Below are 14830 nucleotides of genomic sequence, written 5' to 3' on the forward strand. Positions count from 1 at the left end.
ACAGAGGAAAGCGAATGACATCCATGCTCGACGGCTGCACGCCCTGGCCCGAGGAGTTCGTCGACCGCTACTGGGCGGCCGGGCACTGGCGTGGCAATACGCTGGACAACCTGCTGCGCGACTGGGCCCAGCAGCACGGACCGCGCACCGCGCTCGTGCACGGCGGCACCCGGATCACGTACGCGAACCTGAACCGGCGCGTGGACCGCATGGCCGCCGGATTCCGGCTGCGCGGCCTGCGGCCCCGACAACGGGTCGTCGTCCAGCTGCCGAACGTTCCCGAGTTCGTCATCACCGTGTTCGCGCTGATGCGCGCCGGCGCGGTCCCCGTGTTCTGCCCGGTCACGCACCGCGCGCCCGAGGTGTCCCACCTCGTGCGGGTCACCGAGGCTTCCGGCTACGTCGGCCCCTCGACGTACCAGGGCTTCGACCACACGGCGATGGCCGGGGACATCGCGGCCCGAGGGCCCTTCCTGCGGCGGGTGTTCACCCTCGAGACGCCGGCCTCCGCTTCCCCGTACGGCGGCCTCAGGACCGACCCGTCGGGCTGCCACTACTTCCCGCTGGGCTCCGTCGACGCCCCGCCCGGGCCGGCGCTCGCACAGGGCGCCGATCAGGTGGCGTTCCTCCTGCTCTCCGGCGGTGCCACCGCGGCGTCCCACCTCGTTCCGCGCACCCACAACGACTACGCCTACCAGGCGCGGGCCGCCGCCGAGCTGGTGTCCCTCACCGAGAACGACGTGTATCTCGCCGCGCTGCCCGCCGAGTTCAACCTCACCTTCGGCTGCCCCGGCATCATCGGCACCCTCTCCGCCGGCGGCACCGTCGTCCTGGTCGAGAACCCGGAACCCGCCGCGTGCTTTCCGGTCATCGAACGGGAGCGGGTCACCGTCACCTCGCTGGTGCCCGCCGTCGCCCGGCGCTGGTCCGACGAACTCGCCCCAGCCCGGGCCGACTTGAGCAGTCTGCGTCTCGTGCAGATCGGCGGTGCGCCCTTGCGCCGGGCGACCGCCGACCGGATGGGCCCCGCATGGGGCTGTCGCCTCCAGCAGGTCTTCGGCGAGGCCGAGGGGCCGCTCACCCTCACCCGGCCCGCCGACCCCGAGGAGACCGTGCTCACGACACAGGGCCGGCCGCTCTCGCCCGACGACGAGATCCGGATCGTCGACGTCGACGGCAAGGACGTGCCCGACGGGGAGCCCGGCGAACTCCTCGCCCGCGGCCCGTACACCCTGCGGGGCTACTACCGGGCGCCCGACCACAACGCTCGCGCCTTCACCCCCGACGGCTACTTCCGCACCGGCGACCTCGTCCGGCGTACCGGGGACGGCGACCTGGTGGTGACCGGCCACCTCAGGGACCTGCCACGGCGGGCCGACCACGAAGACCCGTCCGGCCTGTGACGGACGGGCCGGCCGGCCGCCCGGGCGGGACACCGTCGCGGTGAGCCGCTCGGCAGCGCAGGCGCGGCATCGGACCGGCTCCGACCCAGCGGGGTGGGCACCGGCCACGTCGGCAACGAGGTGACCGCGGTTCGGGCACACCCCACACCGCCCGACTTGCCCCCGTTCAGGTCGACTCCCGCACCACCAGCCGGCACGGCACCGTGTGCGCCCCGGGTGTCGCGTCCGCCTCGATCTCGGACTGGAGCCGCGGCTGACCGCGGCCGACCCCCGGGTGGACGCCGTACGGGGCTGCGTGGCGATCGGACGCGGCCCGCTCGTGTACTGCCAGGAGCAGACCGACCACCCCGGCGGCGGCCTGGACGACGTCGTTCTGGACACCGGCCGTCCGCTCGCCGCGAAGCACCGCCCGGACCCGCTCGGCGGCGTCACCCGGGTCGTGGCCGTACACCTGCGCCGACCGGCCGTCCCCCGAGGACGGCGAAACCCTCGAAGGGTCTGTCTCACAGCGGGTTCTCGCGCAACCAGGTCAGCACCTGTTCGGCGTGCTCGTCCGGCGGGAAGACGGGGTAGAAGACGTACTCGACCACGCTGTCGCGGACGACGAGGGTCAGTCGTCTGAACAGCCTCGTCCCGGCGGCCTCGAAGGTGGGCAGCCCGAGGGCGCCGGCCAGGTCGAGAGCGGGGTCGGAGAGCATGTCGAAGGGCAGGCCGAGCCGCTCCACGACCTCGTTCTGGTAGTCGCTGTCCTGGCTGGACAGCCCGTACACGCGGCCGGCGCCGGCTTCCAGGAGGTCCTGGAAGTGGTCGCGGAAGCCGCATGTCTCGGGGGTGCAGCCGCGCGCGCCGGGGATGGTGTTCCAGCCTTCCGGCAGGTCGGTGCCGGGGCGGCCGGTGAGGGGATAGACGTAGATCACCGTGCGGCGGGGACCCAGTGCGTCCAGTCGGATCGCTCTGCCCGCGGTGTCCCGCAGCGCGAGGGGTGGCATCGCCGTGCCGGGCAGATGGGCGGCGGCGCCGTCGTCCTCGGGGACGGGCAGGTCCGGGGGAAGGGTCAGGTGGCCGCCGTCCGCCGCCCCGGCCTCCCCGAGGGGTGCGACACCGCTGCCCCGGTGGGCCGCGACCCGCAGGTTGGTGATCAGTGTGGCGCGACGGGCGTTGAGGGCCTCGATGCGCTCGGTGAGTGCGTCGATGGCCTCCCGGTAGGTGGCCAGCGAGGCGGGGCAGTCGTCGGCGTGCGGGCTCCCGGCGGCCAGGCACTCCAGGAAGGGCCGGGTCCGTTCGACGGGGATGCCGAGATGATGGAGCGACCTGATCTCGCGCACGAGGCGCACGTCGTCCTCGCCGTAGTCGCGATAGCCGTTGGCGAGGCGCTCGGGAGTGATCAACCCCAGCGACTCGTAGTACCGCACTGCTTTCGTCGTCACGCCGGCCCGACGCGCAAGCTCACTGATCCTCATGCCGTTCACCTCGCTGTCCACACGCTAGACCCTGCCCTCGGGGGCAAGGTCAAGCGCCGGTCCGGGCAGCCGGGCCGGCGGTCCGCCAGGCCTGTGCAGACGTCCGCCGCAATCCCTTCCAACGTCGTTTGCGTATCCCCCTCACAGGAGGCGACGCCGCCCGAGACAGAGCAATGCTGAGGAGTTTCGCCCGCGTTCACCGCACAGGAACGGCTGGAGTCACCATGAACTCCCTCTCTGCCACCGACATCACCCTGAGAGGACTGGGAGCGTGCTGCGCGATCGGCAACGCGGTGCTGCACGGCCTCCTCGTCCCTGATCACCTCGAGGAGAAGTTCTACATCGGTGTGCTGTTCGCCCTGGGCAGTGCCGTCATGCTCGTCGTGGCCGCGGCACTGGTGACCATGAGGCGTTCGGCAGCCGCCTGGCTGACCGGAGCCCTCGTCAGCCTCGGCATGATCATCGGATTTCTGTTCTCGCGCACCGTCGGTCTGCCCGGCGGCTACTACGAATCCGGCTGGGAACCGCCGTACGGCCCCCTTTCCCTGATCGTGGAAGGGCTGTTCGTCCTCGTCTCCCTCACATGCCTGGGAGCGAGGCAGACGGCCCCCGTCCTCCCGGCACCGCCACACACGGTGGCAGGCGAGCGCACCGCGTCCGGGCGAAGCACCGCGAGGCACTGACCACGAGGAGGGACTGACCACGAAGGCATCAGCACGAAGGCACTAGGCAGTTGGACCGAAACGTGTCAGGACGGTCATGGTCGGCCGGATGTCGCGCACCACTGGCAGCCTCTGCAGCACGGGCCACACCACGCCGAAGTACGCGCCGCGCCCCCGGGGCAGCGGCAGTTCCCGCACCTCGGTGATGGCCGGGTGCGCCGTGCCGACCTTGCGCAGCTCCCCGGCGTCGAGGGCCCAGGGCATGGGCGGAGTGACATAACCCTGGGCCGTCCTCATCCGCCCACGCAGGGTGCGCCGGCTGAACCACCGAGGCACCGCATCGAAGACCAGCGTTCCGCCCGGGAACGCTTCGGCGCAGCCCGCGATCAGCTTCCGCACCTCGGCCGGGCGGAGGTACATCAGCAGGCCCTGGGCGGTGACGAGCACGCCCTGCGAGGCGTCCACCTCGTCCCGCCAGGACAGGTCCAGTGCCGACTGCGCCAGCGTCCGGCGGCGTTCCCCGTCCGGCAGCAGCGCGCCGCGCACCTTCGCCGTCTCCGGAAGTTCGACGCAGAGCCAGCGTGCGCGGCCGTTGTCGACCCGCCAGAACTGTGTCTCCAGTCCCTCGGCGAGCGTCACGACGGTGCCGTGGGGGTGCTCCCGGAGGAAAACCCTGACGGCCTCGTCGAAGGTGCGTACCCGCAGGGCCTGCCCCTGGGCGAGGAACGGGGAGGGCGTGCCGAAGGTCTCCTCGAAGGGGTAGTCGATGCGCTCGACGAGTTCGACGGCCTTCGGATCGTCGAGCACCGGCTGCGGCTGCCGGGCCTCGAAAGCCCGCTGGTAGAGATTCCACAACAACGTCTCGGGGACGCCCTCCAGCTCCAGACCGAGGCGCCGCCGCCCCTCGTGCTCCATCGCGCCTCCCCCTCACTCGTCGCTGTCCGCACGCGGCATGTCCCCCGTCGTGCTACTCGAGTGTCTCAGCCCGCTGCTCCTCCCCGCCGAGCAGGCCCACCGGGTGCCGGCCCGGCGGCTGTTGGGGTTCGGGGCGGGCGGGTACGGGGGGCATCGGGCGGTCGACCGGCTCGTCGGCGGTCACCGTCGTCGGCTCGCCGTGGTGCAGCACGACCAGCGGTGGGCCTTCCACCAGCTGGTACCGCGTACGGGACTGGCCGATGTCCACCTTCAGTCCGCGTCCGCGCACCAGGACGGTGAACGCCACCCTGGACAGCGCTTCCGGCAAGCGCGGTGTGAACGCCAGCCGGTCCTGCTGTCCGCCCTCGCCGATGTAGCGGCGCATCCCCCCGAAACCTGCGACCAGGGCGATCCAGGTTCCGGCGAGGGAGGCGATGTGCAGCCCGTCACGGGTGTTGTGCTCGAGGTCGTCCAGGTCCATCAGCGCGGCCTCGCCGAGGTAGGCGTAGGCCAGCCGCAGGTGCCCGGTCTCGGCGGCGAGCACCGCCTGGCAGCACGCCGAGAGGGAGGAATCGCGCACGGTCAGCGCGTCGTAGTAGGCGAAATTGCGCGCCTTCTGCTCCTCGGTGAAGACGTGCGGGCACTCCATCATCGCCAGGACCAGGTCGGCCTGCTTCACCACCTGCTTGCGATACAGGTCGAAATAGGGGTAGTGCAGCAGCAGCGGGTAGTGATCGGGTGGGGTCGCCTCGAAGTCCCAGCGCTGGAAGGTCGTGAAACCGGCCGACTGCTCGTGGACGCCGAGAGACGCGTTGTACGGCAGCGCCATGCGGGCCGCGGCGTCCCGCCACACCGCGGCCTCCTCTTCGTCGACACCGAGTTCCGCGGCCCGCTCCGGATGTCGCACCGCCACGTCCGCGGCGGCCAGCAGGTTCTGCCGGGCCATCAGGTTGGTGTACAGGTTGTCCCGGGCGAACGCGCTGTACTCGTCGGGGCCGGTGACCCCGTCGATGTGGAAGACGCCTTCCGCGTCGTGGTGACCCAGGGAGCGCCACAGCCGGGCGGTGTCCACGAGGAGGTCGAGCCCCTCGGCGCGCTCGAAGTCCTCGTCCCCGGTCACCATGACGTACCGTACGACGGCCACGGCGATGTCGGCGTTGACGTGGAAGGCGGCCGTCCCGGCGGGCCAGTAGGCCGAGCACTCGGCGCCGTCGATGGTCCGCCAGGGGAACGTCGCCCCGGCCAGCCCGAGCTGGCGCGCGCGTTCCCGTGCCGCCGGCAGGGTCCGGTGCCGCCAGCGCAGCGCCGACGCGACGGCCTCCGGCGCGGTGAAGGTCAGGACCGGCAGCACATAGGACTCGGTGTCCCAGAAGGAGTGCCCGTCGTACCCGGTGCCGGTCAGGCCCTTCGCGGGAATCGCCCGGTTCTCGCCGCGGGCTGCCGCCTGGAGCACATGGAACAGGGCGAACCGCACCGCCTGCTGGATCTGCGCGTCGCCCTCCACCTCGACGTCCGCGCCGGCCCAGAAGCGGTCCAGATACGTCCGCTGGCCGGCGACCAGTCCGTCCCAGCCGGTGCTGACCGCGGCCGCCACCGCCCCGTCCACCTGATCGTGCACGGCCGGCAGCGAACGCTCCCCGGACCAGCCGTAGGCCACGAACTTCACCAGCCGCAGCGGCTGTCCGGGCACCAGGTCCGCGGTCACCGTCAGCCGGCTGACGTCCGGTTCGCTCTGGGCCGTCCAACTCGTGCTCTCCGGCCCCTCGACGAGGTGGTCGGCCGCCGCTCCCACCCGCAGCGCGCTGCGGTCGGTGCGGTGCACGAGCCGAAGCCGGGTCTCCTGTGCGAAGTGCTCCTCGGGCACGAGCGGGGCCCCGGTCGCCGCGGCGACACGGGGGTCGCCCTCGAAGCGGGGCAGCTGTTCGTTGGCGACGAGCTCGGACTGCACGGCCACGGTGGCCGGCCCGTCGACGGCCTCCACCTCGTACACCACCGCGGCCACCGCCCGCTGGGTGAAGGACACCAGCCGGTGAGAGGTGATCCGGACCGTACGGCCGCCGGGCGAGGTCCACCGGGCGGTCCGGCTGAGCACACCGGAGCGGAAGTCCAGAACCCGCTCGTGGGCCAGCAGCCGGCCGTAGCGCAGATCGCACGGGTGGTCGTCGACGAGCAGCCGGATGATCTTGCCGTCGGTGACGTTGATCATCGTCTGGCCGGACTCGGGGTACCCGTAGCCCGCCTCCGCGTACGGCAGCGGGTGCCGCTCGTAGACACCGTTGAGGTAGGCGCCGGGCAGCCCGTGCGGCTCGCCCTCGTCGAGGTTCCCGCGCCACCCGACGTGCCCGTTCGACAGCGCGAACACCGATTCGCTCTGGGCGAGCACCTCGAGATTCAGCTCGGTCTCACGCAGGCACCACGGCTCCACCGTGAAGCTGGGATGAGTGATCACCGCGACTCCAGGAGCTCGGCCAGATCCCGGACCACCACATCCGCCCCGTGCGCCCGCAGTTGCTCCGCCTGGCCCACCCGGTCCACGCCCACGACCACGCCGAACCCTCCCGCCCGGCCCGCCTCGACGCCGGCCAGGGCGTCTTCGAACACGGCCGCCTCGTCCGGGCCCAGGTCCAGGCCGCGGGCCGCCTCCAGGAAGGTGTCCGGGGCGGGTTTGCCGCGCAGGTGACGCTCGTGCGCCACGACTCCGTCGATCCGCTCGTCGAAGAGGTCCTCGATCCCGGCCGCGACCAGGACGTCCCTGCAGTTCGCACTGGACGACACCACCGCGCAGCGCAGGCCGGCCTCCCGCACCGCGTGAACGAAACGGACCGAGCCCTCGTAGGGTTCCACCCCGTCCTCGCGGATCCGCCGCAGCACCAGGTCGTTCTTCCGGTTGCCCAGCCCGTTCACGGTCTCGGCCTCCGGCGGGTCGTCCGGCGCCCCCTCGGGCAGGTGCACTCCGCGCGCCGCGAGGAACGTGCGCACCCCGTCCTCACGGGGGCGCCCGTCCACGTACTCGTCGTAGTCGTCCGCCGCGTCGAAGGGCACGAACGCGGTCCCCTCACGGGTCGCGCGTTCGCGGAGGTAGCCGTCGAACATCTCCTTCCAGGCGGCCGCGTGCACCTTCGCGGTCTGGGTGAGCACCCCGTCGAGGTCGAAGAGGCAGGCACGGACGTGAGCAGGAAGCCCCAGCATGTCGCCGAGGCTAGAAGGCTCGTGCGGTCGGCGGCGGCAGCACACCGCTCGGCGGGCCGGAAGGCACCCACTCGGTGGAGGCAGCCTCTGAGGTTCCTCAAGTGATTTGGCCGACCGCGAAGGTGACAGGCACAGTGATCCACATGAAGGCATTCACGGGGCTGACCAAGAAACACGACGCCGTACTGCTCATCCGGGACTCCGACCTGGTCACGGCGGCGCTCCGCCAGGCGCTGACCGAGGCGTCCCCCGAAGAGCGCCCAGGCCTGGAACGGGCCGCCGCACTCGTCGAGTCCACCGCCGCCGCCACCGAAGCGCAGTTGCGCGCCCGCTGGGTCCGCTCCCGGCTGGCCGCCGTGGGCTTCACCGGGGACGTCGCCTCGGTCGCGGCGGTCAAGGCGCTGCGCCAGGCAGAGCCGGCGCTGAGCCTCCTGGCGTCCGTACAGCTGCAGAGGGACGCGGTGGCCCACCCGGAGTGATCCGGTACGCCGGGCGGCCCGTGTCCCGGACGGTGACGTCGCGTGGCAGCCCGGGCTGACGAGCCCGCGGCTGACCGGACCCGCCGTGGCCGTGACCACCACGGCGTCCAGCGGTGGCAGGTCGCCTCCACGGGGACCACCGGGGCCGGGAGGCCGGGCGGCACCTGGATCGCCCGGCGCCGACCGAGACCACCCGGCACGCCGCCCGCCACAGGGCCGCCCACCGGTGCGGATCACGGCGCCGCCGGACCGGAACTCCCCGCGGCGGTACGTCCGCGGCGACACTCTCCTGTACGACGGACTCGACCGGATCGCGCGCCGATTCCCCGACGCCGACCTGGTGGTGCTCCCCCTCGGCGGTACGCGGTTGCCCGGCGGCTTCGGCGCCGCCCTCGTCGGCCATTCGCCGACGAGGGCGCCCCTCGTGAGGATGTCGGCCACGGACGGCACCGGCGCCGGACGGCGCACCGGAGACCGCCGCCGCTCAGAACGTCCAGCGCGTATGGGTGTAGACCCCGTCGCTCCGGCCGAAGCCGTACGCCGTCTCGGGGACCACCGCGAACACCACCGCGTCCCCCCTTCGGAACGCCTCCCCGATGCCGTGGAAGGTGCCTTCGGGCGAGGTGATGTGCGGCCCGTACTTCGCCTCGTACGCCGCGATGACCTCGTCCAGCGCGGCCGGATCGGTCACCGGCTCGGCCCTGCCCTCGACCACGAGGTCGAGTCCTTCGCCGAGCGAGTTCCCGCCGGTGGTCAGCGCGCAGTGGCTGTCGTGAGCGAGGTTCTTCGCCTTCTGTTCCCCCTTGCCGGTGGAGAAGTACACCACCCCGTCGTGCCAGGCGGCGATCACGGGGGTGACGTGCAGCCGGCCGTCCGCGCGCACCGTGGACACCCAGAAGATCTCGGCGGTCGCCAGCTGCCGCTCGGCCTCGGCCCATGGGGTGGCGGTGACGTCCGCGGCACCCGGGCGGGGGTGGAGCGCGGAACTGTAGCGGGCATCCAGCTCGGACACGGGCTGCTTGGCGGGTCCCTGTGCTCTCATGCGGGTCTCCTTCCTCCCTCCCATGTAAGCCGACCGCCCCGACCGGGAACGTCGCCACGCCGACGGGTCGCCCAAGGCTGGGAAAGGTGACTGTGCGGCCCCGACGGGGTCAGGTCACCGATCGGGTGCGGCAGGACGGGGCGTGGTCGTGGGTTCTTGCGCCAGTCGTGCCTTTTCCGCCTTGAGCTTTTGCCACACCCTGCCGAGGGAGGCGATGTCGTGCTCGTCGAGGAGGTCGGTGAAGACCGGAGCCAGGGCCCCGCGGCGGGTGGCGTCTGCTTCCGCGAACACGCGGTGGCCCTCGTCGGTGAGGGAGACCTCGACCGACCGTGCGTCGCGCGCGGACGGGGTCCGGGCCACCAGGCCCCGGGCCTGGAGGGCGTCGACGACTCGGGAGACCTGGCTGCGGCTGAGCATGGTGCTGTTGCCGAGGACGGAGGCGGGCACGGCCTCGGGGCTCGACGCCAGCCACAGCATGACCTCGAACCAGGACACGGGGAGGTCGTGGGCCTTGGTCAGGGCCCGGTCGACCCGCTCGGTCAGCACGGTCCCGGCCCAGACCAGCCCGTAGAAGGCGTAGTCGGCGGCGGGCATCTCGGCCTGGGGGAGCTTCTTCGGCATGATCCCCAGTATAGGCGTGTTGCGTGCGCACACACATAAAGCTATGTTGTGTGTGCACGCACATAAACGGCCCGAAAGGCTTCACCATGTCCGCCACCCCTCGCACCGTCCTCATCACCGGCACCTCCTCCGGCATCGGCCTGGCCGCCGCCATCGCCGCCGCCCGGGCCGGCTGGCGCACCGTCGCCACCCTGCGCGACACCACCCGCGCCGAGTCGCTGCGCAAGGCCGCCGCCGAAGCGGGTGTCGTACTCGACATCCGTCAGCTCGACGTGACCGACGAGGCGTCCGTCGCCGCCGCCGTCGACGGCGTGATCGCCGACTACGGCCGCCTGGACGCCGTCGTCAACAACGCGGGCGCCGGCCACCTGGGCACCTTGGAGAACGACTCCCTCGCAGACGTTCGCACGGTGATGGAGGTCAACTTCTTCGGCGTGCTGAACGTCTCCAAGGCCGCACTCCCGCACCTGCGCGCCGCCGGCGGGCGCCTGATCACCGTCACCAGCGTGGGCGGTGTCATCGGCCAGCCGTTCAACGAGGCCTACTGCGCCGCCAAGTTCGCGGTCGAGGGCTACATGGAGGGCCTGGCCCCGGTCGCGCGGACGCTGGGCGTGAGCGTGTCCGTGGTGGAACCGGGCGCCGTAGCCACCGAGTTCGTGAACAACATCGGCTTCGACCTCGAGGCCGACATCGACGCCGGCCCGTACTCCGAGGCGCTGCGCCACTACATCGACCGTACCGCCGAGCAGTTCCTTGACGGCAGCGCCCAGACCCCGGCTGCGGCGGCGGAGGCGGTCATGGAGGCGCTCGACGCCGACCGGCCCGCCTTCCGGATCCAGACCTCCGACTGGGCCCGCGCCTTCGTCGGCACCAAGCTGGCCGACGCCGACGGCTCCGCGATCCAGGACCTCACCGCCGCCTGGCTCGCCTGACGGGCCCGACGGCCGCCGGTGCGTGACGGTGGCGGCTGCTTCGAGGTCTGTGGGGTCATCCCAGGGCGGTGAGGGCGGTTGCCGCCGCTGCCGCGCGAAGGCCCGCGGTCTGGAGGCGGGTTGAGCGTGCGGTGAGCAGGACGCGGGCGAGCAGCACCGTCACCGCGGGGTGGAGAGCGGTGAGTACGGCCACGACGGTGAGCCGGCCCTGTCCGGTGGCGGCCAGGAACAGCAGGTTGGCTGCTCGCCGCCGGCGGCTCGGCCGTTTTGCCGTCATCGGCCATGCCGCCGGGGGGGGCAACTCACCAGCCTGGCAGGCGTCCGCCGCACCTCAGCGCCGTGCCGGGTACTGGCCGCCTGCCCGCGGGGTGGACAGGTACGGCGGACCTCGGCCGGCGCCGAACGACGGCCCACCGACCGACGGCTCGCCGACGCCCCGTGCGGCGTGCGTTCAGTGGCCCAGGAGCAGCCCTGTTCCCGACACCTCGGCGCGGATGCCGTCCTTGCCCACCGTCACGCGTCGCAGACTCAGAGTACCCCCGGGGGGTTTCGGGATCTGGAAGGCGAAGGAGAAGCGGTCGGCGATCTGGGGGCGGGTGAGCTGGGTCAGGGCGGTGAGCAGGGACGGGTCCAGGCCCAGCCTTTTGAGGAGTGCCGGGTGGGCGAGTGCGGCGTCCACGAGGTTGATGCGGGTCAGCTGGTGCAAAAAGCGCGGCGCGCCGGTGAGCCGGTGGAGTTCGTCCTCGTCGTGGAGCGCGGCGCGCACCGCGCTGTCGGGGACGCCCAGACGGTGCACGATCTCGGGGAGTGCCAGGAAGGCCCTGATCTTCGCTGCCTCCTGGGTGAGACGTCTCGCTGACGCGGGGGTCAGGTGGAGGCCCTCGGTGGGCCTGGTGCCGGGCCGGTATGTCGCGAGGTCGTCGATGTCGAGCCGTATGCCGTCCACGGAGGTGGCGATGCCGCGCTCCCCGTCGCGCCGGATGCGGGCGTCGGCCCGTACGGTCAGGTCGCGGCCCGCCATGTGCAGGGAGCCGCGGGCCTGGACGAGGCCCGGCCCGTGCGCCGTGAACGCCACCTGGGAGGCGCCGAGTTCACGGTTCATGTCGGCGAAGGACAGCAGGACCTGGCCGTGCACCTGCCGGACGAGTGCGCCGCGCACCGCGGTGGGTCCGTCGCCGTCGATGCGTATGTCGTCCGCGGTGGCGGTGACCTGGGTGAGGGTGACCCGGTGGGCCGGGATGTCGGGGACGGTCACCCTGACCGAGTCCAGGCGCTGTGCGGCCAGTTGCGTGAGGAAGGGGAAGCCGCCGATCCGTACTTCGGGGGCGGCGGCCAGATGCAGTTTGTCCTTCAGCTGTTCCGAGGCCTTGTGCTCGGCGTACAGCAACGCCCAGCGGTCGGCGAGGGTGGCGAGGCAGGCGAGGGTGAGTACCCAGGCGAGGCCCCGGACCACGGTGGGCAGGCCGGTGGCGCGGTTGCGACGGCGGCTGCCGCGCCGGTGGTTGGGGGGTGCCCAGGGCTCCTCGGTGTCGTCCTCCTGCCGGGTCGGCGCGCTGCCCTCGGTGAGGAAGTCGTCCAGCGGATGGTCTGCCAGGGAGGCCAGTTCGTCGTATGGATTCCGGCGGGGTGGAACCCCTTCGGTGGGAGGACCGTCCGACTGAACAGCACGATGCGTCTTTATGTGGGGGGTACGCATCGGTAGATTTGATCACAGAGTGGCACCCACTGTGCAAGTCCTACCTGAAGTAAGGTGCGAAATACGTCACTTCGGCGGGTCCGGCTCGGCTGAGCGCGGCGGTCGGGCCCACCCCAGGGAACGTTCGACCGCCCGCTGCCAGTTGTCGTACTCCGCCTCCCGCAGTCCGGGATCCATGGCGGGCAACCACTGCGCGGCCCGGTGCCAGTTGCGGCGCAGGACTTCCAGGTCGGGCCAGTAGCCGGAGGCGAGGCCGGCCGCGTAGGCGGCGCCGAGGGAGACGGTCTCGGCGACCAGGGGCCGCACCACGGGCACGTCGAGGACGTCGGCCACGAACTGCATGAGCAGGTTGTCCGCGGTCATGCCCCCGTCCACCTTCAGTTGCTGCAGGGAGACCGAGGAGTCGGCGTTCATGGCGTCGACGACCTCGCGTGTCTGCCACCCGGTGGCCTCCAGGACGGCGCGCGCCAGGTGCCCCTTGGTGATGTACGAGGTGAGGCCGACGATGACCCCGCGTGCGTCGCTGCGCCAGCGGGGTGCGAACAGACCCGAGAAGGCGGGGACGATGTAGCAGCCGCCGTTGTCCTCGACCGTCCGCGCGAGGGTTTCGATCTCCGGGGCGCTGCTGATCAGGCCCAGGCGGTCCCGGAACCACTGGACGAGTGCGCCGGTGACGGCTATGGACCCCTCCAGGGCATACGCCGGCCGCTGGTTCCCGATCTTGTAGGCGACGGTGGTGAGGAGTCCGTGCCGGGACCGCACGACGTCGGCCCCGGTGTTCAGCAGTAGGAAGCTCCCCGTTCCGTAGGTGCATTTCGCTTCGCCCGGAGAGAAGCAGGTCTGGCCGAAGAGCGCGGCCTGCTGGTCGCCGAGGGCGGCGGCGAGGGCGACGCCCGGGAGCAGCGAGCGGGCGTCGCCGTACGTCTCGGCGGAAGACCTGATCTCGGGCAGCATCGAGCGGGGGACCCCGAAGAAGGCCAGCAGTTCTTCGTCCCAGGTGAGCGTGTGGATGTTCATCAGCATGGTGCGGCTGGCGTTGGTGGCGTCGGTGATGTGCAGGCCGCCGTCCGTGCCTCCGGTGAGGTTCCAGATCAGCCAGCTCTCCATCGTCCCGAACAGCACCTCCCCGTCGACGGCGCGCTGCCGCAGACCCTTGACGTGGTCGAACAGCCAGCGGATCCGCAGCGCCGAGAAGTACGTCGAGGGCGGCAGACAGCACCGTGCCATGAAGAACTCCTCGCCGGGGCTCTTCCTGAGGTCCTCGACGAGCGGCGCCGTGCGGGTGTCCTGCCAGACGATCGCCCGGCCCACCGGGGCGCCGGTCCGCCGGTCCCACAGCACGGTCGTCTCGCGCTGGTTGGCCACGCCGACGGCGGCGACCCGGCCCATGTCGACCCCGGCGTCGGACAGGGCCTCGGGCACGACGCGTCGCAGGTTCTGCCAGATCTCGACGGCGTCGTGCTCGACCCAGCCAGGCTTCGGGAAGTGCTGCTGGTGCTCCTTCTGTGCGACCGAGACCAGCCGCCCACGGTGGTCGAAGAGAATGCATCGGGTCGAGTTGGTGCCCTGATCGATGGACATTACATACCGTTCAGCCATGATCGGGTCTGCCTTCCGACGGGTCGAGGGGCGGCTGTCCTGGCCTACCAGCGGGCGGCTCCCAGGTCTCGGGAGATCGCGCGCGCCGCTTCACGGATCAGGGTGATCAGACTCGGGCGGGGACGGCCCTGGTTGTCGCAGATCCGCTCGACCGGCCCGGACAGGCCGATGGCGCCGACGACGAGGCCGCCGTGGCCGCGGATCGGCGCGGCGAGCCCGGCCTCGCCCATGCTCATCTCCTGGATCTCGGCGGCCCAGCCGAGTTCCCGCACCTCGCCGAGCGCGCGGGTGAGCCGCTCGCGGTCGACCAGGGTGTGGCGGGTGTACGCGTCCAGGCCCGGCCTGTCGCCGGGCTCGATCGCCGCGGTCCCGTAGGCCAGCAGTACCTTGCCGAGCGAGGAGGCGTGCAGGGGCAGCAGTGAGCCCACGTCCAGGGTCTGGAAGGTGTCGTCGGGCCGGAACACATGGTGGACGATGAGCACGCTGCCCTCCAGGGGGGTGCCCAGGCGTACCGCCTCGCCGCTGCGGGCGGCGAGGGCGTCGGCCCAGTTCAGGGAGCGCGAGCGGAGTTCGTTGACGTCCAGGTAGCTGGTGCCGAGGTGCAGCAGGGCGGCCCCGAGCTGGTACTTCCCGGTCGCCGCGTCCTGCTCCACGAAGTCCACGTGCTGGAGGGTGCGCAGGATGCCGTGGGCGGTGCCCTTCGCCAGCCCGAGCGAGGCCGCCACCTCGCCGAGCCCGAGTCGGCGGGGCCCACCGGCGAGCAGGCGCAGGATCGCCGCCGCCCGTTCGATCGACTGGACTGGGCCGGCCATGAGGCGAGCCTATTACCGCC

General features: G+C 71.8%; 15 protein-coding genes. 5 read left to right on the forward strand and 10 right to left on the reverse strand.

Translation table 11 applies throughout. The features are described from left to right. Positions 1 to 14: 14 nt before the first annotated feature. Positions 15 to 1403: a (2,3-dihydroxybenzoyl)adenylate synthase gene (locus ACWC94_RS15965; protein ID WP_450797145.1), complete on the forward strand. Its 1389-nt coding sequence runs from the start codon at positions 15 to 17 to the stop codon at positions 1401 to 1403. 295 nt (positions 1404 to 1698) lie between these two features. Further along, entirely contained in the window at positions 1699 to 2025 is a 327-nt protein-coding gene (locus tag ACWC94_RS15970; RefSeq protein WP_450797146.1) for a hypothetical protein, read from the forward strand. Here ACWC94_RS15970 and ACWC94_RS15975 read toward each other — a convergent pair. Beyond that, on the reverse strand, positions 1907 to 2863 hold the full coding sequence (locus ACWC94_RS15975; RefSeq protein ID WP_450797147.1) for a MerR family transcriptional regulator: 957 nt from the start codon (positions 2861 to 2863) through the stop codon (positions 1907 to 1909). The two genes, ACWC94_RS15970 and ACWC94_RS15975, sit on opposite strands and share 119 nt — an antisense overlap. Before the next feature lie 224 nt (positions 2864 to 3087). Here ACWC94_RS15975 and ACWC94_RS15980 point away from each other — a divergent pair, with 224 nt between their 5' ends. Further along, complete coding sequence (locus tag ACWC94_RS15980) at positions 3088 to 3546, forward strand: hypothetical protein (RefSeq protein ID WP_450797148.1); 459 nt, start codon at positions 3088 to 3090, stop codon at positions 3544 to 3546. A gap of 42 nt (positions 3547 to 3588) precedes the next feature. Here the strand turns inward: ACWC94_RS15980 and ACWC94_RS15985 are convergent, their stop codons facing one another. The 3 genes from ACWC94_RS15985 to ACWC94_RS15995 are packed head-to-tail and all read right to left on the reverse strand — an operon-like array spanning position 3589 to position 7629. After that, on the reverse strand, positions 3589 to 4440 hold the full coding sequence (locus ACWC94_RS15985) for a class I SAM-dependent methyltransferase (RefSeq protein ID WP_450797149.1): 852 nt from the start codon (positions 4438 to 4440) through the stop codon (positions 3589 to 3591). A 52-nt stretch (positions 4441 to 4492) separates the two neighbouring features. Beyond that, a complete protein-coding gene (locus ACWC94_RS15990; RefSeq protein ID WP_450797150.1) occupies positions 4493 to 6889 on the reverse strand; it encodes a glycoside hydrolase family 65 protein in 2397 nt (798 codons plus the stop codon). Then, entirely contained in the window at positions 6886 to 7629 is a 744-nt protein-coding gene (locus ACWC94_RS15995; protein WP_450797151.1) for a beta-phosphoglucomutase family hydrolase, read from the reverse strand. Before ACWC94_RS15995 ends, ACWC94_RS15990 begins: the two co-directional genes overlap by 4 nt. 143 nt (positions 7630 to 7772) lie before the next feature. On the opposite strand from ACWC94_RS15995, the gene ACWC94_RS16000 reads away from it, so the two are divergent. After that, positions 7773 to 8108: a hypothetical protein gene (locus tag ACWC94_RS16000; protein ID WP_450797152.1), complete on the forward strand. Its 336-nt coding sequence runs from the start codon at positions 7773 to 7775 to the stop codon at positions 8106 to 8108. A gap of 484 nt (positions 8109 to 8592) precedes the next feature. Here the strand turns inward: ACWC94_RS16000 and ACWC94_RS16005 are convergent, their stop codons facing one another. Beyond that, complete coding sequence (locus ACWC94_RS16005; protein ID WP_450797153.1) at positions 8593 to 9150, reverse strand: pyridoxamine 5'-phosphate oxidase family protein; 558 nt, start codon at positions 9148 to 9150, stop codon at positions 8593 to 8595. Between the two features lie 114 nt (positions 9151 to 9264). Beyond that, positions 9265 to 9771 carry a MarR family winged helix-turn-helix transcriptional regulator gene (locus ACWC94_RS16010; protein ID WP_450797154.1) on the reverse strand — a complete coding sequence of 169 codons (507 nt, stop codon included), beginning with the start codon at positions 9769 to 9771 and terminating at the stop codon, positions 9265 to 9267. A gap of 86 nt (positions 9772 to 9857) precedes the next feature. Between ACWC94_RS16010 and ACWC94_RS16015 the strand changes: the two genes are divergently transcribed. Beyond that, positions 9858 to 10703 (forward strand): SDR family NAD(P)-dependent oxidoreductase, encoded by an 846-nt coding sequence (locus ACWC94_RS16015; protein WP_450797155.1) that lies wholly within the window; start codon positions 9858 to 9860, stop codon positions 10701 to 10703. A gap of 55 nt (positions 10704 to 10758) precedes the next feature. Here ACWC94_RS16015 and ACWC94_RS16020 read toward each other — a convergent pair whose 3' ends face one another. The 4 genes from ACWC94_RS16020 to ACWC94_RS16035 all read right to left on the reverse strand — a co-directional run bounded on the left by ACWC94_RS16020 (position 10759) and on the right by ACWC94_RS16035 (position 14810). Continuing rightward, positions 10759 to 10980: a hypothetical protein gene (locus ACWC94_RS16020; RefSeq protein WP_450797156.1), complete on the reverse strand. Its 222-nt coding sequence runs from the start codon at positions 10978 to 10980 to the stop codon at positions 10759 to 10761. 174 nt (positions 10981 to 11154) lie between these two features. Next, complete coding sequence (locus ACWC94_RS16025; RefSeq protein WP_450797157.1) at positions 11155 to 12399, reverse strand: LmeA family phospholipid-binding protein; 1245 nt, start codon at positions 12397 to 12399, stop codon at positions 11155 to 11157. A gap of 66 nt (positions 12400 to 12465) precedes the next feature. Further along, on the reverse strand, positions 12466 to 13998 hold the full coding sequence (gene glpK / locus ACWC94_RS16030; protein WP_450797158.1) for a glycerol kinase GlpK: 1533 nt from the start codon (positions 13996 to 13998) through the stop codon (positions 12466 to 12468). Between the two features lie 44 nt (positions 13999 to 14042). Next, complete coding sequence (locus ACWC94_RS16035; protein ID WP_450797159.1) at positions 14043 to 14810, reverse strand: IclR family transcriptional regulator; 768 nt, start codon at positions 14808 to 14810, stop codon at positions 14043 to 14045. Positions 14811 to 14830: the final 20 nt, after the last annotated feature.

It is taken from the genome of Streptomyces sp. NPDC001135 (assembly GCF_053598395.1).